Raw genomic sequence first — 20564 nt, 5'->3', positions numbered from 1 at the left:
ACACCCGAAAAATGTTTTTTCATTTCACGGGTGTCATCAATGGAATTATTTTGATTTGCGTGCGTTTTCTTTACGTTGCGCGCGACCGACACCACGTTGTTCTTTGATGCGTTCACGTTTTGCTGTTTCTTTCAGCTTATATTGATGCTTCTTCTTATAACCTGGTTTAACACGTTTTTTCGCTTTTGCTGCTTCACCCGACAGACGGCTATGCGCTGTCTTCGAGACGGCAGTCTTCATGTGCGGCTTCGCACGGCGACGTTCTTTGACTTCGACGATTTGAGTTCCTTTGACATCAACATTCGTGAATTGAATGCCACGGTCCTCTAAGCGATTGATCATGCCGTTCTCGTGATCTTCAAACAGTGTATATGCCAATCCATCTTGATCGACACGACCTGTCCGACCGACACGGTGGACGTAGAAGTCTAAATCTTTTGGAATACCGTGGTTGATGACGTGTGAGACACCTGAAATATCAATTCCGCGTGCTGCAAGATCCGTCACGATGACATATTGATACTTCGCATCGTTGATTTCTTTGATGGCTTGTTTACGACGGCGTGCTGGAAGATCTCCGTGAAGGGAACCAACGTTCAATCCCGCTTCTAGGAACAAAGCTTCGACTTCGATTGCTTCTGCTTTTGTATTCGTAAAGATTAGACAGATATACGGATTCAGTGCTTTCGCGACTTTCAACGTCAATTGTGAGCGCTCACGATGCTTGACCGGAATCGTATGGTGAACGATTTTCTTCGCTGTCTGTTGTTTTGGATCCACATGCGCATAACGCGGGTTGTTCATATATTTTTTCAAGAACGGCTGCAATTTCTCAGGAATCGTTGCTGAGAAGACCATCATCTGAAGCTGTTCTGGAAGAGCTTGCGCAATCCGGTCAACTTCTGGCAAGAAGCCCATGTCGAGCATTTGATCCGCTTCATCGATGACGTAGTGCTTCACGAAATGCGGTTTTAAAGCCTGTTCTTTGAATAGGTCTAAAATACGTCCCGGTGTTCCGATGACGATTTGGGGTGAGACTTTCACACGACCGATTTGACGTTCGCGATCCATTCCACCTGTAATAAGACTCGTCTTAATGAAGTCTGGTTCCTTCACGAGTAACGATTTCAGTTCTTCATGAATTTGCCAAGCAAGTTCGCGCGTTGGAGCAACGATGATGGCTTGTAATTCTTGAAGCTTTGGATCGACGTTTTGAACGATTGGAAGAAGGAACGATAACGTTTTTCCTGTTCCTGTTTGTGATTGACCGATGATATCGCGTCCCTTTACTGCAGCTGGGATGATCCGCGACTGAATGTCGGTCGGTTTTGTGATGCGGGCGTCATCGAGTGCTTCGATGACGAACGGGTGTAATTGATAATGGCTGAATCCATTCATGAATTGACACCGTCCTTTCCTTATTTGCTGAGGCTTCTGCCTCTCGATTAGTTCAACATGGTTATGGGTCTACTACCGTCATACAGATAGGAGTACGTATAAAAACGAGTTGGAATCTTTTTGTTTTTCGTATGAAGCTTCAATGCACTGAAGGCGACTTTCATCATCTCATCAGCACTCTGGACGACCGTTGCATCCATCGATTTCATGTCAACAGCTTCTAATATAGCACGATTCCCGTCTATGCCGACAATTATTTTTCCTTTGATCCCTGCTTTTTTCAATGCTTCGAGGACACCTAGCGCAATATCGTCATTGTGACAATAGACGGCATCAAACGGAATTCCTGACTCAATGACCTGTGTCATGACCTTTTCTGAAGTGACGGGATCGTAATCCCCATTCACGGATTCGACGATTTTCAGATCCGACTCCCGCTCAAGACCAGTCAAAAATCCCCGGTGTCGTTCATTCGTCGTATTGACGTTTGCCGTACCTGCGACTTCAATGATGTCGGCTGTAGCTTGTCCCGTCTGCTTGATGCGTTCGTGTTTGATAAACGAGGCAAGCTGTTCCCCGATCAATTGGTTATTCGAGGTAATCGAACTGACGACTGCATCGGAGCGGATCAACCGATCGATCGCGAAGACCGGAATTCCAGCACGAGCTGCCTCTTCTAACGTACTAGCGATATAGACATCATCAAGCGTCGTCACGAAGATTGCATCCACCTTCATTCGAATGAACTCTTGAATTTGCTCGCGTTCATTGATGCGTGAATTATGCGACGTCGCGACGACTGCTTCGTATTTATTCAGTTTGGCTTGTGTCTTGAACGCATCGACGAGCCGTTGCGCAAATTCATGTTTATCATTGACGATCGTGAAGCCGACGAGATGACGACGTGGACTCGGATCCGGATTGACGAATAAATTGGAAATGAACAAAACGGATGAAATCCAAACAATCAGGACGAATAACCAGGCCTTATTGAATTTCATTCCGTTTGCTCCTTTCGAGGTAAGTGGACTTGAATCGTCGTACCGACACCCGGCTTACTATCAAAGATCATCTTGCCTTTATGATCACGAACGATTTGTTTCGACATGAAGAGTCCAAGTCCATTGCCATCGACTTTTGATGTCTTGAACGCTTGACCGACATGATCAATCTGATTTCCATCCATCCCTACCCCATTATCCTGAACAATGAAGACGACTTCTTCTGGATAAACGTGGACATGCAGATGACAGATTCCATCCGGTCCTTTAAACGCGACAGCTTGAAGGGCATTTCGAACACAGTTTGCTAAAATCTGCAAAATCCCCTCTTCTGATGCATAAATCTTTGGCATGAAGGACGGTGTATAAATCTTACAGTCCGCTTCGTAATGATGAGCTTCCGCTTCTAATATATATGTCAGCTTCTTCATTAAATCATTCATATCAATCGTCGTTTTTTGAAGTGCGTTGTTTTCGCCTTTCGATAAATCAAGCATCGTTTGAATCATGCCATTTGCTCGATCCAGTTCCGATAAGGCGAGAATCAACATTTCTGGATCACGATCCTTTTCTGCTGCTAACAACTGTAACGTCATCTTGACTGGTGTTAGTGGATTGCGAATTTCGTGGGCAATTCCTGCTGCTAGTTGACCGAGTGATGCTAATTTTTCTTGATGTAACATCGTTTGTTGTTGACTCAACTGCTCAAGACGCGCATTTTCCATCCGTTGAGCGTACTCGTTATAGGCAGCAACGAGTGTCTTGACTTCGTTTGATCCGGCACGCTCGAGAACAATCGGTTTGGGTGAGGTGCTTTTCTCGATCTTCTTCACAAGTTCAAGCATCGGTGCCGTCAATTGTTTTGACATCAAATAGCCGACGATCAGACTGAGGACGAGCGTCAAGGCAGCGATGATCAAATACTGTTGCCGTGTCGTGTAGACCGGTTCATAAAAGACGCTTCGTGGCGTTCGAACGAGAATCTTCCAATCCGTCACCTTCAAATCTTTCGCGAAGTAATACATGTCTTGGTTCGTACTAAAAATCTCAGAAGGTTCTACCGACTGAAACGCACGTTCAATGACACTTTTCGATAATAAGCGTTCTTCATCCGGTACTAGATTACTAGATGTGGCTAACAATTCTTTTTTACTATTGAATAGGTAGGCGATCGTCTGATCGTCAAATGATTCAAGCGAATTCCGAAAAACGATCGAGTTCATGACACTTAACCCACCACCAAAGACACCGACGCGTTCATTGCCGTCTCGAACCGGAACGAACATATAGGTGACAGCATCTGATTCCATCGTATACAGCTTACTCATATGAAAGTCCGTACTCGTCAACGTTTGCAAGAATTCATCGTCTTTTAGGATCGTACTGTTTTCTATACGTCGATCCTCACTTGAGAACCAAGTGACTTGCTTCGTCTGTCGATCAAAGTAGAAGAAACTCTTAAACCCTGTATCGATGTCTAATAGATTTGATTCTTCAATTTTTTGTTTCAGCTTTTCCGGGTTTTTGACATTCAACTGCAAGCTCATGATCTCTTCATGCAGATTCCCAATATTGTCGCGAATCGCATTTCCTGAGACCTCGACACTCTTCTCGCTCTGTTTCTCTGTTTGTTGCTCGACCCGAGAAATCGTCACCCGGTCCGCAGTGAAGGCAAGCGCTGAAATGACAAGACAAATCAGGATGAATAAGACGGCGGTGATTTGAAAAAAATACGACCGCATCATTTTCTTAGACTCCATCCCTTCGCCTCCCTTTTGAATAATTGACAACTTCATTAGTATAGCATGTTCTGTGGATGAAACAGACTCCTCTATTTTCATTCAGCTTCAATCAATGGTACACTCTAACTAATCATTCTTTTTCACAAAGGGAGAATCCATAACTATGCTAGTAAAAAAAATCAGCCCCCGCGGCTATTGTTACGGTGTCGTCGATGCAATGAAACTTGCACAACAAGCGGCATTGAATAAAGACTTGCCACGTCCGATCCATATTTTAGGGATGATCGTCCACAACGCTCACGTGACACGTGAGTTCGAAAATATGGGTGTCATCACTGTCGATGGTCCCGATCGCCTCGAAGCGTTAGAGACGATTCAAGAGGGTACTGTCATCTTTACCGCACACGGCATCTCACCTGCAGTTTACGCACGTGCTGCTGAGAAGAACTTACACGTCGTCGATGCAACATGCCCTGACGTGACGCGTACGCACGATTTGATTCGTCAAGTCGTCGCGGATGATTATGAAGTCATCTACGTCGGCAAACACGGACACCCGGAACCTGAAGGTGCAGTCGGTGTAGCACCAGAGCATGTGCACCTCATCGAAAAAGTCGAAGATATCGATGAACTCCCGCCTCAGCTTGCCCACAAAAAAATCATCGTCACGAATCAGACGACGATGAGCCAATGGGATGTCCAAGCTTTGATGGAACACGTTCGTAAAAAATATCCGCATGTAGAAGTACACAATGAAATCTGTAACGCAACACAAGTCCGGCAAGAAGCGGTGGCTGATCAAGCAGGAGATTGCGATCTCGTCATCGTCGTCGGTGATCCGCGTTCGAACAACTCGAACCGCCTAGCACAGGTATCCTTCGATATCGCAGGAACTCCAGCGCATCGGATTGGTGACTTGACGGAGCTTGATTTGACTTGGCTTGAGGGTGTGACGCAAGTTGGTGTCACATCAGGTGCATCAACGCCAACACCAATCACGAAAAAGGTCATTGATTTCCTCCAACAATATGATCCTGCTGATATCAGTACGCATGACAAGACACCGTTCCTTGAATTACGACGTATCTTGCCTAAAGTCAAAGTACTTTAATCATTACAATCGATACAGCAAAACCGAGTCGCGATCCTCATTCGCGACTCGGTTTTTTTGTTATGGAATATGACGATATCATCGACGTATTTCATTCGATTCATCATAAAAACTGAAACGGATTCGTATTCGCTGTTGAAATCAGCAGCTCGACGTCGATTTTTTTCTGTTCGAATCGACGCTTCAATTCGTTGACGACGCCTTCCTTCATGACCGACTCCACATGATGTCCCGGATCGACGACTGCTAGTCCAAGTGCCATCGCATCATGCGCTACATGGAAATAGAGATCTCCTGTCACAAGGACATCTGCTCCCGCAAATGCTGCAGTCGAGACGTACTTATTACCGTCACCACCAAGAACCGCTACTTTTTGGATATGGCGCGATTCGTCTCCGACGAAGCGTAAGTTTTGTACACCAAACGCATCGCGAACATGCTCTGCAAATTCACGCAACGTCATTGCTTCCGGTAACCGACCAATCCGTCCAAGACCAAGTGATGTTGCCGGGCGTTCTTGACGAATGAGATCATAGGCGACTTCCTCATATGGATGAGCCTGTTTCATCGCTCGAATGACTTGTCTCTGATTCAGTTCCGTGACGATCGTCTCGATTCGGACTTCTGAAACGCGTTCGAGTCGACCTGCTTCACCGATATACGGGGTAGCTTCCGTCAACGGTCGGAATTGACCCGTTCCATCGACGTGGAATTGACAATCACTGTAGTCCCCTTCTTTTCCTGCCCCCGCTTGTGCAAGGGCTGTTGAAACGCGCTCTACAGCCTCAGTCGGTACGAAGACACTTAGTTTATATTGCGTGTTTTCAAACGTCGGTGCTAGTACTTCACAAGACTCAAGACCAAGCGTATCTGCCATCCAGTCATTGACCCCGCCTGGTGTCACGTCAAGGTTCGTATGCGCAGCATACACCGCAATATCGTGTTTGATACATTTTGTGACAATCCGTCCTGTTGCAGAACGATCCGTCACATTTGCTAACTTACTAAAAATCGGTGGATGATGCGCAATGATGAGATCGACCTTCTTTTCAATCGCCTCATCGACGACAGACTCCAAGACATCAAGTGTCACGAGCACACGTTTGACGTCCTTGTTCAATGTTCCGATTTGTAGACCAATCGGATCACCTTCGAGTGCGAATTTTTTCGGAGCAAATGCTTCAAACTGCTCAATGATATGGTTCCCATTCGCCATTAGTTCGTCACCTCTTCCATCTTTTGAATCAATCGTTCGATGGCTTCGATTTTTTCAGATAAAACCTCCGTTGCTTGCCCTTGTTTCATCTGAGCTAGGATATACTCTCGCTTTTGTTTTTCAATCTGCCATTTTTCAATGAATTCTGGTGCACGTTCCCGCATTAACTGTGGTCCAAAGAACAATTCCCACTGACGTGTTGTTTCGTCCTCTGAGTAAAGTGTTTCCTCTCCACGTTCTGCAACGAGAATTTCATAGATCTTTCCGTTCTCCTCGACAATGGCTTCAGACAATAACGCATATGAATTCGTCAGCAACCACTTCCGAACATCGACTGCATCGACATTCGGTTGAAGAATCAAGCGTTCCTCACCTGACAACCGATCTTTTCCTTCTTCAAGGATAGAGGCAATCAGCGTTCCGCCCATTCCCGCAATCGTAATCGCCGTTGCTTCGCCCGGTTTCAAAACCGATAAGCCACTTCCTAAACGGACATCAATCTGTGATTCAAGACCAACAAGTGCCACTTGTCCTTTTGCCGCTTCCATCGGTCCTTCATTCACCTCTCCTGCAATCGCACGCTCGATTTTCTTTTGTTGTACACAAAAACAAGGTACGAATGCATGGTCTGATCCAATATCTGCGAGGATCGCTCCTTGTGGAATATACGATACGACTTTTTGGAGTCGTTGATCCAATACGACGTTCATTTGCATCATCTTCATCCTTCCTATTTTCCGAAAAACTCTCTTTTAAAAATAGCGGATTTACGCTAAAAAAGATACCATACACCACAAAAAAACATCCATCTCGTAACGAGATAGATGCTCTTGTTCTTATTTCTTAGCAGCTAACCATTTGGCTAGAACAGCTGCTTCTTCGTCATTCGCAAGACCGCCAGGCATTTGCCCTTTACCGTTCATTGCGATGTCTTTAATTTCATCTTCTTTCAGCTTCGCGCCGATCTTTGTTAAGTTCGGACCTGTTCCGCCTTCTAAGTTTCCACCGTGACATCCTGTACATCCTTTAGATGCAAATAAGTCTTCCGGCTTCATTTCTGCAGTTGACGGCCCTTTGCGAGCTTCCTTCACCTGATCGACCCCAAAGTAAGACAATGAAATCATAGCGATGATGGCGATGACTGCGATCGCCGCGAACGGTACTAATGGATTACGCATTTGGATTCCCCCCATATTCTATACCCAACCAAGTTGGTGACTGAATGGTATTCCCCGTTACTATTCTACTGTAAAAAAAACAGGGAAGGAAGAAAAAAACGAAACTTTTTTCTTCCTTCCCACTAAAATTTCATATATTCTTCACACTTTGAATTAATCGAGGAAATCTTTCAAGCGTTTCGAACGACTCGGGTGACGTAACTTCCGAAGTGCTTTTGCTTCGATTTGACGAATCCGCTCACGTGTAACGCCAAATACTTTTCCGACTTCTTCAAGTGTCCGTGTCCGACCATCGTCAAGACCAAAACGAAGACGAAGGACGTTTTCTTCACGATCCGTCAGTGTATCTAACACATCTTCGAGTTGTTCTTTCAAGAGTTCGTATGCTGCAGCATCTTGTGGTGCCGTCGCATCTTGGTCCTCGATGAAATCTCCGAGATGTGAATCGTCCTCTTCCCCGATTGGAGTTTCAAGAGAAACCGGCTCTTGCGCAATTTTAAGGATTTCACGGACTTTTTCCGGCGTGATTTCCATCTCTTTTGAAATCTCTTCCGGTGATGGTTCACGTCCGAGATCTTGCAAGAGTTGACGCTGGACACGAATCAATTTGTTGATCGTCTCAACCATGTGAACCGGAATTCGGATTGTCCGCGCTTGGTCAGCAATCGCACGTGTGATTGCCTGACGAATCCACCATGTTGCATACGTCGAGAATTTATATCCCTTCGTATAGTCGAATTTCTCGACCGCTTTGATCAGACCCATGTTGCCTTCTTGAATCAAATCAAGGAACAACATACCGCGTCCGACATAACGCTTCGCAATCGAAACAACGAGACGTAAGTTTGCTTCCGCCAATCGTTTTTTTGCTTCTTCATCGTTTTGTTCGATTCGTTTCGCGAGTTCGACTTCGTCTTCTGCATTCAACAGATCAACGCGACCGATTTCTTTTAGATACATCCGGACAGGGTCATTGATCTTGACACCAGGAGGAACAGACAAATCGTTTAGATCCGCCTCTTCTTTCTCATCACCTGTGCCGTCATTGTTGACCTTGATACCTTCTGTTTCAAGCAATTGAAGGAATTCCTCGAACTGCTGAGCATCCATTGATTCGAACGAACTTAGTTTGTCTTCGATCTTTTGGTGTGACAATTCACCATTTTTATGTCCGAGCGCGATGAGTTCCTCTTTCGCGAGACGGAGTAATTCAGCTTCTGATCTTGCTTTTTCTGCCATCGAACCATACACTCCTTCCACATCATGCAGCAGGTCATCGATCTTTTAAACGACGCTTCCGTTCTATGATCGCCTGCATCAGCTCCGCTTGAGCACGGATATCTGTTTGTTGATTCAATCGTGACTTTTCTTCTTCTAACAACCGACGTTGCTGTTCATTTTGGACGGCACGAATGTAGTGACTGAGCAAATCAGGATCATACTCAGGCATCAGCATGAACTCTAAATCCGCTACGATTCGTTGCAAAGAGGCGTCGTGCAACATCGTCAAAAAACGATCAGGACTTCCTTGCGTACCTGCTCCGTAAAATTCATATAGCTTGCCGGCAATCAATTGGTGTGCCGGATCATTGAATTGGACACCTAGTTGCTCTCGCACTTCAAGACATACTTCTTCTGAACGGATCATGTAGGCAAGCAAGAAGCGTTCTGCCTTCTTCCAGTTCGCGAACGTTCGGTCAGGAGGTGATGTCGGTAGAGCAGCTGGGCGATCGGAAACGATTTGTTCTCTCTTCGGTTGTTGCACGGTTGGACGCACTTGTGCGATCAAGGAGTCTTTCGAGAGTTTAAATTCCTCAGAAAGTTTTCCTAAATAAATGTCCCGTAACAACGGATTGGATGTTCGACCAATCTCTTCAAGCATAGTTTCAATATATCGAACGCGTTCTCCTTCTAATCGCAAGTTTTTTCCTTGTCGAAAATAAAAAGATTTGAATTCAAGACTTGAAACCCGTTCTTGTTCGATCCAGTGTAAAAACGTCTCTTCGCCCTGATTCCCAATGAAGGAATCCGGGTCTTCGCCATCCGGTAAACGGATGACGGAACAGTCGACGGCAACGGCTTCAAGCAACTGTAGGGCTTTTAACGTCGCAGCGCGTCCTGCCTTGTCTCCGTCATAACAAATAATGACTTCATCGACGATACGTGCTAGGTTTTGGGCATGAACTGGTGTTAAGGCTGTTCCTAAAGAGGCTACCGTATAAGGTATACCCGCTTGAGCGACACGCACAACATCAAGATTCCCCTCAACGAGGACGACTTGTTTGATTTTGCGCATCGCCCCTCGTGCTTGAGCAAATCCGAATAATAGTTCGCTTTTATTGAACAAAGGTGTTTCCGCTGTATTGACATACTTCGGATCACGACCATCAATCGAACGTCCACTAAATCCGACGATCGTGCCATCACGATCGGAGATAGGGAATACGACTCGACCGTTGAATCGATCTCGATAATCGCCATCGCGTCCGATTGAAATCAATCCCGCTTCGACCATCTCATCTAAATCAAACCCACGTCGTGCCAAGGAATCCACTGTAAAACGATCTTGATCCGGTGCATACCCGAGTCGGAACTCACGCATCGCACCTTCACGGATACCACGATTCTCTAAATAGATTCGTCCCGCGTCGCCTGCTTCCGTTTGAATCAACACCTCATGATACAACTCGGTGACGATCCGATGTGCCTCGCGCATCCGGAACTTCTTTTCCTGTTCAGGTGTCGATTCCGATTGTTCGAATCGGTCCGGCTCCAGTTCTGGAAGTGTGACATCACTGCGATCAGCTAATTTAGAGACGGCTTCCTTGAAACTCATTCCTTCTGTTTCCATGACGAAAGTGATTGCGTTTCCACCTGCACCACATCCAAAACAGTAGTACATCCCTTTATCAGGCGAAACAGAAAAGGAAGGTGATTTCTCAGAATGAAACGGGCAAAGCCCTGAATATCGATTCCCTTGTTTTTTTAATTCTACACGTTCTGAAATCAATTCGACGATGTCCGTTGCTTGGCGGACCTGATCGACGATTTCATCAGGAATTCGCTTCATTCCGTCCTCTCCCCTTTCCTTGAGAACTTATCCTTACATGACCATACCCGCAATGAAACGGAACGATGACTCGTTCCGTTTCATTAGAAAAAGGGCATTATCTCATTTATCAGCTAAACAAGTATACTATGTTCCTGACTGCTTGACTAGTCATGCGCTTTCCCGGAAATTCCAGTCAAAATCAGATTCGCTGTTTCCTCGACTGCTTTATTCGTCACGTCGATGACTTGGCAACCGATTCGTTCGTATAAATTCCGTGCGTATTCGAGTTCCCGGTTGATTCGGTCCATCTGCGCATATGCTGCTTCTGGTTTGAGTCCTAATGAACGCAGGCGTTCCATTCGGATGTCGATCAACTTTTCCGGTGAAATGAGTAGTCCAAAACATTTTTCTTTTGGAATATCGAATAGCTCCGCTGGCGGGATCGATTCAGGTACGAGTGGTACGTTCGCTACTTTATATCGCTTCAAAGCCAGATACTGCGAAAGTGGTGTCTTTGATGTACGCGACACCCCGATCAAGACGATATCCGCACGTTTGATACCTTTTGGATCACGTCCATCGTCATACTTGACAGCAAACTCAACCGCTTCGATTTTTCGGAAATATTCTTCATCTAAGCGATAGATTAATCCTGGCTCTTCCTTCGGTTGCATCTGCAAGCGATCTTCCATCGTATCAAGCAATGGACCAAGTAGATCGATTGCTTTTACACCGTGGGCACGCGCTGTGTCTGCAAGCAGACGACGATGGGTCGCATGAACGATCGTAAAAGCGATCGTCGCTTGTTCTTCTTTCGCATGAAGAACCAAGTCATAAATGACTTGATCATCATCGACGAACGGAATGCGGACCGTTTCGATGGCTTGTTCCGGGAATTGGATTGCAGCTGCGCGGACGACGAGTTCACACGTCTCTCCGACAGAGTCACTCACGACATAAATCCGTTGACGCATCAGGAACCCTCCTTAAATTTCTTCATCACGTGCTAAAGCGACCAACACTTTCGTCATGTTCGTCTTCGTCATTCGACCCACGACTTTCAAGACGCCGTTCTCCTCTTCGACGACTGGCATTGAATCAATCTGCTTTTCGATCAGTTTCATACCGGCACCAATCAACGTCTCCGATTTTTCACAGACCGTCAAATTCGGCATCCGTGTCATGATGATGTTGACCGGTAACGAGTCTAATTCTTGATTACCGATTGCCGCACGTAGAAAATCCTTACGTGACAATACACCGACCAACGCATGGTCCTTACTGACGACGAACAGCGAACCTACATCTTCAAGGAATAAGTGAACAATCGCATCGTATACGGTCATCCCTTCATGAATGACCTTTGCCGACGACATGAATTCGCCGACGGTCAAGGTGTCGAGTTTCTCATGAAGCATGGACGCATTTTTCTTTCCAACGTACATATAGCCGACACGTGGACGCGCTTCGAGCATGCCGGTCATCGTTAAAATCGACAAATCGGGTCGTAACGTCGCCCGTGTCAGGGAGAGTGCAGAAGCAATCTGCTCTCCCGTGATCGGACCGTTCTCTTTGACGATTTGGAGTATCTTTTTTTGCCGTTCATTTAACTTCATCGGCTCATCCGTCCTTTTTCTTTACGCTAAAGTAAGTGCATTGAACCGGGCGACTGATTCGATGGCTTGCGCAAATCGTTTCATTTCGCTAAGACGGTTCGTGCGGACTGTTTCGTCGTCCGTCATGATCATCGTACCGTCAAAGTATGCTGTGATCGACGGAACGGTTGCCTCAAGTGCCTCAAGCGCTCGTTCATAATCAAGTGACGCGATCGCTTGATCGACCTCTGGTAAGGTCTTCTCAATCGCCTCATGCAACGCGCGTTCCGCATCATTTTCAAAGAGCGCTGGATTAACAGTTGTGACGTCTTCTGCTTTTTTCGAGATGTTTAAGACACGACTGAGTTGTTCGACCGTTTTCTTGAACGATTCTTTTTTCGTCGCACTTTCAAGCATCGCAGCACGCTGCTCATTCGCTTCGACTGTCAACGTATGATCAAGAGCGGCTTCGACGACATCATGACGGAAGTTCATTTCCGATAGACGGTATTTCAAGCGTTGTGCAAAGAAGTCTTGTAATGCAGCTTGAACTTCTTCGGCATCCTTCGCGTAAAGACCTGCTGCCACCTGTTCTGAAACGACGAAAGCAATCAGTTCAGTCAATGTCAGATTCAACTTACGATCTGATAAAATCTGAACAATCCCTTGTGCTTGACGACGCAATGCGTACGGATCCGCTGATCCACTTGGAATCATACCGACACCAAAGAATCCAGCGACGCTGTCCATCTTATCGAGAATCGCATAGAGTGTTCCTGTCGGTGTCTCCGGACTTGCATCCCCCGCGAAGCGTGGCATGTAATGTTCACGAATCGCAGCCGCGACTTCTGGATCCTCATTCTTCATGTTCGCATACCGCTCACCCATCAGACCTTGCAATTCTGTGAATTCATAGACCATTTGACTGACGAGATCGAATTTATAGATTTGTCCTGCACGTTCAACACGTGTTTTGTCTGCACCGACACGATCGGCAAGTGCGAGTGCCATCTGACGGACACGACGGACTTTTTCGCCTGTCGTTCCTAATTTTTCATGGAAGACGATTTTATCAAGACGTTTCGCCTGTTCATCGATATCTGCTTTTTTATCTTCTTCATAGAAGAACTGCGCATCGGCTAAACGGGCACGGATGACTTTTTCGTTTCCGCGTGCGACGTTTTCAAGATGTGTTGCGTTTCCGTTTCGTACCGTGACGAAATAGTGGAGCAACGCACCGTCACGTTTGACCGGGAAGTAACGTTGGTGTTCTTTCATCGTCGTGATCAAGACTTCTTCTGGTAACTCAAGATACGCTTCATCGAATGCACCGAACAAGGCTGTCGGATACTCGACGAGGTTCGTGACTTCTTCAAGTAAAGACGCATCGATCGGCACTTCGAATTGTTCGCGTGCCGCAAGCGCTGCGATTTGTTCTTCGATCAATTGACGACGTGCTTCGTAACTGACGATGACGTTTTCTCCTGCGAGCGCTTCAACATAAGCGTTCGGACGTAGGATCGTGATGTCCTGCCCGAGGAAACGATGTCCACGTGATGTCCGACCTGTTTCGACGGATGCGACTTCAAACGGGATGACTTGATCGTCAAGCAGGGCAATCAACCAACGAATCGGACGCATATAACGTAACGATTGTGTGCTCCAACGCATGTTTTTCGGGAATGTCATCGCTTCGACGACTTGCTTTAGTCCAGGAAGTAGATCTGCTGTCGCTTGTCCGACTTCCTTACGTGTCGCATAGAGATACTCGACTCCTTTTTCTTCTCCAAGGAAGAGATCGTCCGTCGTTAACCCTTTACCACGCGCGAACCCTTCGGCTGCTTTCGTCCAGTTCCCTGCTTCGTCCATCGCGATACGTTTTGCTGGTCCTTTTAATGTCTCTTCGAGGTCACTTTGACGTGCTGCGAGACCTTTGACATACACTGCAAGACGACGTGGTGTCGAGAAGGATTCGACGCTCGCGAACTCAATCCGAGCTTCTTCAAGGAAACGCGTCACGCGTTCCTTGAGTTGTGTTTCGGATTGAAGGACGAATCGAGCCGGCATCTCTTCTAAACCGATTTCAAGTAATAATTCATGCATGTGACTCACCTGCTTTCGACTTGATCAATGGGAAGCCAAGACGTTCCCGTTCTTCGATGAAACTCTGCGCACAACGGCGCGACATGTTCCGGACACGATGGATGAATCCTGTCCGTTCCGTGACAGAAATCGCACCCTTCGCGTCGAGAAGGTTAAAGGTATGTGAACATTTTAAGATGTAATCATACGCTGGGAAAACGAGGTTCTCGTCCAAGGCACGATTCGCTTCTTTTTCATATTGATCGAACAACGTGAAGAGTAAGGCGACATCTGATGTTTCAAACGTATACTTCGAATGTTCGAACTCCGGTTGATAGAAGATATCACCGTATTTGAAGCCATCCGTCCAAACGAGATCAAAGACACTTTCAACGTCTTGAATGTACGACGCGAGACGCTCGATTCCGTAAGTGATCTCTACTGCGATCGGATTACACTCGATTCCACCGACTTGTTGGAAATACGTGAATTGCGTAATTTCCATCCCGTTCAGCCATACTTCCCAGCCGAGACCTGCAGCACCGAATGTCGGGTTCTCCCAGTTATCCTCTACGAAACGAATATCATGTTCGAGTGGGTTGATACCGAGCAACTCGAGACTTTGTAAGTACAATTCCTGAATGTTGTCAGGTGATGGTTTCATGATGACTTGGAATTGATGGTGTTGATACAGACGGTTCGGATTTTCCCCGTAACGACCGTCAGCCGGACGGCGTGATGGTTCTGTATAACAAACGTTCCATGGTTCTGGTCCGAGACTCCGTAAGAATGTCATCGGATTCATCGTACCGGCTCCTTTTTCTACGTCGTATGCTTGCATCGTCAAGCAGCCTTGTTCTGCCCAAAATTTTTGTAATGTCAAGATCATGTCTTGTACTGTCATCTTCACGACTTTCACCTCCGAAATGATTAAGGAACGCAAAAAACGCCCCTATGTACAACAATCGTTGCACATAGGGACGAGACGAGCCCGCGGTTCCACCCTACTTGCATGCATCGCATGCCACTCTTTTTGACAAAGAACACTCCGAAACGCCATTCGCGCCCCTCTCACTCCCAGCTCACACCATCCTGGAATCGCTTGATTGAGAAAAAGACGGTACTCCTTTTCGTCATCGTGTTCATTTAGTTGCTTCTACCGCATTTATTCTACCGAACCCGCTTGTTGCTGTCAATCGTTGCCGAAATCAATCAACTGGTCGAGGACACGTTTTGAACGTAGGCGTAACCCACTGTAGCGTTCCATATAAGCATCCATGATTTGACGTAGTAGACGCTTTGTTTCCGGCTTCACCGTCACGGTCCCGATCCGCGAAAAATCGTAGACAGAAAACACGTAGAGCATCTTCGCGACTGCTTCTGACATGAAGACAGCATGTTCATCCTCATGGCGATGCCGGCGACAGAGTAGACCGCCGTGGTGTAACGAAAAAGCAAACGGTGCTTCAGCACTCCCGCAAATCGTACAGCCGTTCAAATGTGGCGCAATCCCTAGATGACGCAACAGGCGCAACTCGATGATGAAGGAGACGACGTCGGGATCGAGTCCTTCATCCATCGCCTCCAGTCCTTCGACGAACAAATCATAGAGTGCCGGTTGCGGCACACGTTCATCAAGCGCTTTATCTGCAAGCTCCAGTAGATACATCGCATACGCCATCAAGACAACATCTTGCCGGATATGCGCATGACTCGTGATGACATCTGCTGATTTCAACTGACCGAGACCACGTGACCTTGGATAGATATAGACGGCTCGAACGAAAGGCTGGCTTGCCGCGTTAAAACGACTACCCGGCTTCTTCGCTCCTCGCGCCATGACGGCGAGCTTGCCGTATTCACGTGTCAGTAGCGTGACGATTTTATTCGATTCACCGTATACGACCGTTCGTAGTACAAGCCCTTCCGCCTTATCGATCATCGCTTAGTACTCGTCATCGCGGAAGCCAAGTTCACGCAATTGACCGGCCTTGTTGCGCCAATCTTTTTGGACTTTAACCCACAAGTTCAGGTAAACTTTCGTTCCGAGTAACATCTCGATGTCCGTTCGTGCTTCAGAGCCGATTTCTTTTAGAAGTGCTCCGCGTTTACCGATGATGATTCCTTTTTGGGAATCGCGCTCGATCAAAATCGTCGCATGGACATCGACCATGTTGCCATTCTCACGCGTCTTGATTTGATCAATCGCGACTGCGATCGAGTGTGGTACTTCATCGCGTGTCTTTTGCAGGACTTTCTCACGGATCATCTCTGAGATGATAAAACGCTCCGGGTGGTCAGTGACTTGATCCGCCGGGTAATACATCGGTCCTTCTGGTAAAATCTTCGCGATTTCTTCAAGTAACGGTCCGACGTTGTTACCTTGTAACGCAGAGATCGGAACGACTGCCGCAAACTCGAGTTCATTTTTATATGACTCGATGATTGGCGGAATATCATTCGGGTGAATCAAATCGACCTTATTCATGACGAGAATGATGGGTGTATCGAGTTCCTTCAATTTTTCAATGATGAAATCGTCACCTTTTCCTTTTGGTTCTGTCACGTTGACCATGAACAAAATCGCATCAACTTCACGCAAGGCGTTCGTCGCGACCTTCATCATGAAGTCGCCGAGTTTATGTTTTGGTTTGTGAATCCCTGGTGTATCGATGAAAATCGTCTGAACGTCTTCTGTCGTATAGACACCTTGGATCTTATTTCGCGTCGTTTGTGGCTTATCAGACATGATGGCAATCTTTTGTCCGATGACACGGTTGAGGAATGTCGATTTTCCGACGTTCGGGCGTCCGATGATCGAGACAAAGCCCGATTTGAATCCTTCTTTAAACATGTAAATCCCCTTTCGTGAATGCTCCTGGTAAGAGGGCACCCACTGTTGTTTCTGTGACATCCCCTTTAAGGTTCGTCAAATAGATTGGCATATCCGCATCACACATCTCTGATAACACTTGGCGGCATTGTCCACATGGTGCGACCGGTCCTTCCGTGTCCGCAACGACAGCCATCGCTGCATACTCGCGCGCATCCTGTGCCCACGCAGAGAAGATTGCCGTCCGTTCTGCACAGTTACAAAGACCATATGCAGCGTTTTCAATATTGCAGCCATGGAAGACTTGTCCGTCTTTTGTTAGTAAAGCAGCACCGACTTGGAATTTCGAATATGGAACATACGCTTTTTCGCGTGCACGTTTAGCTTGTTCGAGTAATTGTTCTGTTTTCATGTGAATATCCCCTTCTTAGGAACGGTATTGGCCAAAAAGGCCGGATTCTTATTGTACCAAATATGGGATGAAGATGCATAGTGCAATTGCAATAGATGTAAGCGCCAACACAAGAACAGCTCCACTTGCAATATCCTTAACTGCTTTTGCCAGTGGATGCCATTCCTGCGTCACGAGATCAACAATCCGCTCAAACGCTGTATTGAACATCTCGGCACTGATGACGACCCCGACCGTCAAGAAGAGGATTGCTCGCTCGACAGACGTCAATGGTAATAGAAAGGCGACAAGTAACACGATGGCACCAACTGTCACGTGAACTTTCATATGCCGTTCCTCTCGAATCGATTGGCGCAATCCATTCATGGCATGCCGAAAGGGTTGCCACCAGCTTTTCACAATGTGCCCCGATATAACTCGAAGTGATGCAGGATTTCCTCCTGTCGCTTCGTCATGACTTCCTCGTCTGCTTTTTCAATGTGATCGTATCCGAGTAAATGGAGGAATCCATGGACAGCGAGGAAACCGAGCTCTCGCTCAAAATGATTGCCATACTCTGCCGCTTGTTCACGGCATCGTTCCACGGAAATGATCAAGTCGCCAAGGACGATTGGTTCGTCTTCGAGCAATCCAAAATCGATTTCATCTTCACCGAGTTCTTCCATCGCAAAGGAAATGACGTCTGTCGCCTGATCCTTTCCACGCCATTCACGATTGATTTCTTGAATCTCATCGTTTGAGACGAAAGTCACGGACAACTCACTATTTGAATCGACTTCTTCTTGTTCCGCCGTGTAAATCAAAATCGATTCGACAAGCTGTCGTTGTTCTTCCGTTAGACGATTATTTTCGTCTGTCATATAAATATTCATGTCGTTGCCTCTTTCTTTAATTCTGGATACTCGATTCGTTCATGGAACAAACCGGATAAGGTATGACACGCACTTTCACCGACGCGATAAATCTCACGTGTCGTAATGTCACATTCCGCAAATTGGTCATCCATCATCTTTTCACGAATGATTTTCGCGACTAAGTCCCGAATTCCTTCTTCTGAAGGAGCTTTCATCGAACGAACGGCCGCTTCAATCGAGTCAACGATCATGATGACCGCCGCTTCACGAGTTTGTGGTTTCGGACCCGTGTAACGGAACGTCTCTTCGTCGACCTCACCTTGTTCTGCTGCCTTGACATAAAAATAGCGAAGGAGAGAGGTTCCATGATGCTGACGACAAATATCGATGATCGCCGCAGGCAGTTTTGCGTCTTCGAGTAATTCAACGCCATCCACGGTATGTGCCAAGATGACACGTGCCGACTCTTCCGGTGTCAATCGATCATGGGGATTACGTCCATGCTGGTTTTCAATGAAATAAAGTGGCCGTCGTGTTTTCCCTAAATCATGATAGTAGGCTCCGACTCGTGCAAGCAACCCATCTGCTCCGATTGCTTCACAGGCTGTTTCTGCTAAGTTCGCGACCATCATACTATGATGGTACGTTCCCGGTGCTTCAACTAATAGTTTTTTGAGTAACGGATGCGTTGGGTTCAACAGTTCGAGTAGACGGGTCGGTGCTAAAATACCGAATGTCATTTCAAGAAACGGCAATAGCCCAATTGCTAGGACAGCACTCAAAATACCACTCGCAATCGCAAAACCGATTAAAATCAGCGTTTCTCGCAGTTCGAACGTACCACTTCGTAACAGGACGAATGCTAAGAAAATCGCGATGTTTGCTCCAGCAATCGAAATACTGCTCATGAAAATACGACGACGCGACAAACTAGATTGTAGGAAAAACGTTGCGACTAACCCACCAACCAATAAATAGATCGCGATATTGAAGCTGAAGTTTTGATTGGCACTATAGAAGAACGTTCCGGCAAGCGCCGTAAACAGAGAGCTCGATAAGGCAATCCGTTCGTTCAATAAATTGCGCAGGACGAGCGCAGCAAAAGCGGTCGGCGTGAGTAAGTAAAATGCTGGATTGATGTCGTCTGCTAAGAACGCCATACCATACATGACGAGTAATTGTAGACTGACGACGAGATAGACAAGCCCGAATAATCGAATCCGGCCCATTTGAGCGTATCGTAGTTTCGAACGGTGAATGAAGCCAAATAAAAAGGCAGTCATCAACGCACTGACAAGCATCGCACCGAGTAACGGTTTCAACGACTGTCGATCAGAAATCAATCCGACGAGTTGTAGCTGACGATAGGCATCTTGTGAAATCACTTCGCCTCGTTTGACGATCACTTCACCTTCTGAAATGATAACCGGTTCAACTTTATCACTCGTCTGCTTACGGAGCTGTTCCGTTTTTTCCGGATCATAGACGTAGTTCGTCACGATCAGTTGATCGGTCAGCGCTTTAGCGACTGCTTTTAATGAGAAGGAGAGCGGCGAACGGTCGATGTCCGTCCGCGCATTCTCACGTGCTTCCGCTACTTCACCACCATCGGACGAGATGCGTTGACGCATCGCTTCTTCAATCGCTGTAATAACGACGTCACGTGTCGTATTCCGCAGTGCTGTCGTCGACGTCACAAGCAAGCGTAACTCATCATCCTTCAAAAGAGTTGCCGCCTCCGTTCCACGCAGACGCTGTTTGATTTTACCGATCTCATTTGTTTTTTTGATACCAGACAAACTCGCAAAAAGTTGTTCGACTTTATCAATTTGCTGTGCTGCATACTCTTGTTTGATCGTATACTGACTCTCGATTGCAGCAACCGAATTTTCCTTGATTTGATTTGTTGCGACCCGGTCCTCCATCGTCAAGGGTGACCGGATATCTTCTTCTGCAATTGAGAATGGTTCTGCGGACAAGGCTTCTGGTCGAACGCTGACATACATCATCGTCGATACGATGAGATAGAATACTACTGTCAAAAGACCGACCCAGACCCCAACCTTGCGCATATCATCTCCCCCTTTTCC

At 46.6% G+C, this 20564-nt stretch carries 19 protein-coding genes; 1 reads left to right on the top strand and 18 read right to left on the bottom strand.

Features of this window, described 5'->3' with window-relative positions; genetic code table 11:
- Positions 1-45: 45 nt before the first annotated feature.
- The 3 genes from ITJ88_RS10630 to ITJ88_RS10620 are packed head-to-tail and all read right to left on the bottom strand — an operon-like array spanning position 46 to position 4159.
- Complete coding sequence (locus ITJ88_RS10630; protein ID WP_023467520.1) at positions 46-1398, bottom strand: DEAD/DEAH box helicase; 1353 nt, start codon at positions 1396-1398, stop codon at positions 46-48.
- A gap of 47 nt (positions 1399-1445) precedes the next feature.
- The gene (locus ITJ88_RS10625) at positions 1446-2399 is read right to left on the bottom strand and encodes a sugar ABC transporter substrate-binding protein (RefSeq protein WP_195865641.1); all 954 of its coding nucleotides are present in this window, start codon (positions 2397-2399) and stop codon (positions 1446-1448) included.
- On the bottom strand, positions 2396-4159 hold the full coding sequence (locus ITJ88_RS10620; RefSeq protein ID WP_195865640.1) for a two-component system sensor histidine kinase NtrB: 1764 nt from the start codon (positions 4157-4159) through the stop codon (positions 2396-2398). Before ITJ88_RS10620 ends, ITJ88_RS10625 begins: the two co-directional genes overlap by 4 nt.
- A 145-nt stretch (positions 4160-4304) precedes the next feature.
- On the opposite strand from ITJ88_RS10620, the gene ITJ88_RS10615 reads away from it, so the two are divergent.
- A complete protein-coding gene (locus ITJ88_RS10615) occupies positions 4305-5252 on the top strand; it encodes a 4-hydroxy-3-methylbut-2-enyl diphosphate reductase (protein ID WP_029341043.1) in 948 nt (315 codons plus the stop codon).
- 103 nt (positions 5253-5355) lie between these two features.
- On the opposite strand, the gene ITJ88_RS10610 is transcribed toward ITJ88_RS10615, so the two are convergent.
- From ITJ88_RS10610 to ITJ88_RS10540, 15 genes are all read right to left on the bottom strand, one after another.
- A complete protein-coding gene (locus ITJ88_RS10610) occupies positions 5356-6468 on the bottom strand; it encodes a Nif3-like dinuclear metal center hexameric protein (RefSeq protein WP_195865639.1) in 1113 nt (370 codons plus the stop codon).
- Positions 6468-7187: a tRNA (adenine(22)-N(1))-methyltransferase gene (locus ITJ88_RS10605; protein WP_370567797.1), complete on the bottom strand. Its 720-nt coding sequence runs from the start codon at positions 7185-7187 to the stop codon at positions 6468-6470. Before ITJ88_RS10605 ends, ITJ88_RS10610 begins: the two co-directional genes overlap by 1 nt.
- A gap of 117 nt (positions 7188-7304) precedes the next feature.
- Positions 7305-7646 carry a cytochrome c550 gene (cccA, locus tag ITJ88_RS10600; RefSeq protein WP_029341040.1) on the bottom strand — a complete coding sequence of 114 codons (342 nt, stop codon included), beginning with the start codon at positions 7644-7646 and terminating at the stop codon, positions 7305-7307.
- Positions 7647-7799: 153 nt separating this feature from the next.
- A complete protein-coding gene (gene rpoD / locus ITJ88_RS10595; protein ID WP_023467512.1) occupies positions 7800-8885 on the bottom strand; it encodes an RNA polymerase sigma factor RpoD in 1086 nt (361 codons plus the stop codon).
- Positions 8886-8919: 34 nt separating this feature from the next.
- Positions 8920-10716: a DNA primase gene (dnaG, locus tag ITJ88_RS10590; protein ID WP_195865638.1), complete on the bottom strand. Its 1797-nt coding sequence runs from the start codon at positions 10714-10716 to the stop codon at positions 8920-8922.
- Positions 10717-10862: 146 nt separating this feature from the next.
- A complete protein-coding gene (locus ITJ88_RS10585) occupies positions 10863-11672 on the bottom strand; it encodes a pyruvate, water dikinase regulatory protein (RefSeq protein WP_047396410.1) in 810 nt (269 codons plus the stop codon).
- Positions 11673-11684: 12 nt separating this feature from the next.
- Entirely contained in the window at positions 11685-12314 is a 630-nt protein-coding gene (gene ccpN / locus ITJ88_RS10580; protein ID WP_035398363.1) for a transcriptional regulator CcpN, read from the bottom strand.
- 21 nt (positions 12315-12335) lie between these two features.
- Positions 12336-14396, bottom strand: coding sequence for a glycine--tRNA ligase subunit beta (gene glyS, locus ITJ88_RS10575; RefSeq protein WP_023467506.1), 2061 nt, complete (start codon positions 14394-14396; stop codon positions 12336-12338).
- The gene (glyQ, locus tag ITJ88_RS10570; protein ID WP_029341034.1) at positions 14389-15279 is read right to left on the bottom strand and encodes a glycine--tRNA ligase subunit alpha; all 891 of its coding nucleotides are present in this window, start codon (positions 15277-15279) and stop codon (positions 14389-14391) included. The genes glyS and glyQ overlap by 8 nt, the downstream gene beginning before the upstream one ends.
- Before the next feature lie 288 nt (positions 15280-15567).
- The gene (recO, locus tag ITJ88_RS10565; protein WP_023467502.1) at positions 15568-16317 is read right to left on the bottom strand and encodes a DNA repair protein RecO; all 750 of its coding nucleotides are present in this window, start codon (positions 16315-16317) and stop codon (positions 15568-15570) included.
- Positions 16318-16320: 3 nt separating this feature from the next.
- Positions 16321-17229: a GTPase Era gene (era, locus tag ITJ88_RS10560; RefSeq protein WP_023467500.1), complete on the bottom strand. Its 909-nt coding sequence runs from the start codon at positions 17227-17229 to the stop codon at positions 16321-16323.
- The gene (locus ITJ88_RS10555; RefSeq protein WP_023467498.1) at positions 17222-17620 is read right to left on the bottom strand and encodes a cytidine deaminase; all 399 of its coding nucleotides are present in this window, start codon (positions 17618-17620) and stop codon (positions 17222-17224) included. The genes era and ITJ88_RS10555 overlap by 8 nt, the downstream gene beginning before the upstream one ends.
- A 48-nt stretch (positions 17621-17668) precedes the next feature.
- Positions 17669-17986 carry a diacylglycerol kinase gene (locus tag ITJ88_RS10550; protein WP_230088811.1) on the bottom strand — a complete coding sequence of 106 codons (318 nt, stop codon included), beginning with the start codon at positions 17984-17986 and terminating at the stop codon, positions 17669-17671.
- 29 nt (positions 17987-18015) lie between these two features.
- The gene (gene ybeY, locus ITJ88_RS10545) at positions 18016-18492 is read right to left on the bottom strand and encodes an rRNA maturation RNase YbeY (protein ID WP_029341033.1); all 477 of its coding nucleotides are present in this window, start codon (positions 18490-18492) and stop codon (positions 18016-18018) included.
- Entirely contained in the window at positions 18489-20546 is a 2058-nt protein-coding gene (locus tag ITJ88_RS10540) for an HD family phosphohydrolase (RefSeq protein ID WP_195865636.1), read from the bottom strand. Before ITJ88_RS10540 ends, ybeY begins: the two co-directional genes overlap by 4 nt.
- Positions 20547-20564: the final 18 nt, after the last annotated feature.

Source organism: Exiguobacterium abrahamii (assembly GCF_015645365.1).
In the GTDB taxonomy this organism is placed as follows: Bacteria; Bacillota; Bacilli; order Exiguobacteriales; family Exiguobacteriaceae; genus Exiguobacterium_A; species Exiguobacterium_A abrahamii.
The sequence above is the reverse complement of the archived record's forward strand: the minus strand, read 5'-3'. Positions and strand labels throughout refer to the sequence as shown.

Bases quoted from the DNA above. Each gene is read 5' to 3' on its own strand.
- ITJ88_RS10630 (WP_023467520.1), bottom strand. From the start codon at position 1,398: ATGAATGGATTCAGCCATTATCAATTACACCCGTTCGTCATCGAAGCA.
- ITJ88_RS10625 (WP_195865641.1), bottom strand. From the start codon at position 2,399: ATGAAATTCAATAAGGCCTGGTTATTCGTCCTGATTGTTTGGATTTCA.
- ITJ88_RS10620 (WP_195865640.1), bottom strand. From the start codon at position 4,159: ATGGAGTCTAAGAAAATGATGCGGTCGTATTTTTTTCAAATCACCGCC.
- ITJ88_RS10615 (WP_029341043.1), top strand. From the start codon at position 4,305: ATGCTAGTAAAAAAAATCAGCCCCCGCGGCTATTGTTACGGTGTCGTC.
- ITJ88_RS10610 (WP_195865639.1), bottom strand. From the start codon at position 6,468: ATGGCGAATGGGAACCATATCATTGAGCAGTTTGAAGCATTTGCTCCG.
- ITJ88_RS10605 (WP_370567797.1), bottom strand. From the start codon at position 7,187: ATGATGCAAATGAACGTCGTATTGGATCAACGACTCCAAAAAGTCGTA.
- cccA (WP_029341040.1), bottom strand. From the start codon at position 7,646: ATGCGTAATCCATTAGTACCGTTCGCGGCGATCGCAGTCATCGCCATC.
- rpoD (WP_023467512.1), bottom strand. From the start codon at position 8,885: ATGGCAGAAAAAGCAAGATCAGAAGCTGAATTACTCCGTCTCGCGAAA.
- dnaG (WP_195865638.1), bottom strand. From the start codon at position 10,716: ATGAAGCGAATTCCTGATGAAATCGTCGATCAGGTCCGCCAAGCAACG.
- ITJ88_RS10585 (WP_047396410.1), bottom strand. From the start codon at position 11,672: ATGCGTCAACGGATTTATGTCGTGAGTGACTCTGTCGGAGAGACGTGT.
- ccpN (WP_035398363.1), bottom strand. From the start codon at position 12,314: ATGAAGTTAAATGAACGGCAAAAAAAGATACTCCAAATCGTCAAAGAG.
- glyS (WP_023467506.1), bottom strand. From the start codon at position 14,396: ATGCATGAATTATTACTTGAAATCGGTTTAGAAGAGATGCCGGCTCGA.
- glyQ (WP_029341034.1), bottom strand. From the start codon at position 15,279: ATGACAGTACAAGACATGATCTTGACATTACAAAAATTTTGGGCAGAA.
- recO (WP_023467502.1), bottom strand. From the start codon at position 16,317: ATGATCGATAAGGCGGAAGGGCTTGTACTACGAACGGTCGTATACGGT.
- era (WP_023467500.1), bottom strand. From the start codon at position 17,229: ATGTTTAAAGAAGGATTCAAATCGGGCTTTGTCTCGATCATCGGACGC.
- ITJ88_RS10555 (WP_023467498.1), bottom strand. From the start codon at position 17,620: ATGAAAACAGAACAATTACTCGAACAAGCTAAACGTGCACGCGAAAAA.
- ITJ88_RS10550 (WP_230088811.1), bottom strand. From the start codon at position 17,986: ATGAATGGATTGCGCCAATCGATTCGAGAGGAACGGCATATGAAAGTT.
- ybeY (WP_029341033.1), bottom strand. From the start codon at position 18,492: ATGAATATTTATATGACAGACGAAAATAATCGTCTAACGGAAGAACAA.
- ITJ88_RS10540 (WP_195865636.1), bottom strand. From the start codon at position 20,546: ATGCGCAAGGTTGGGGTCTGGGTCGGTCTTTTGACAGTAGTATTCTAT.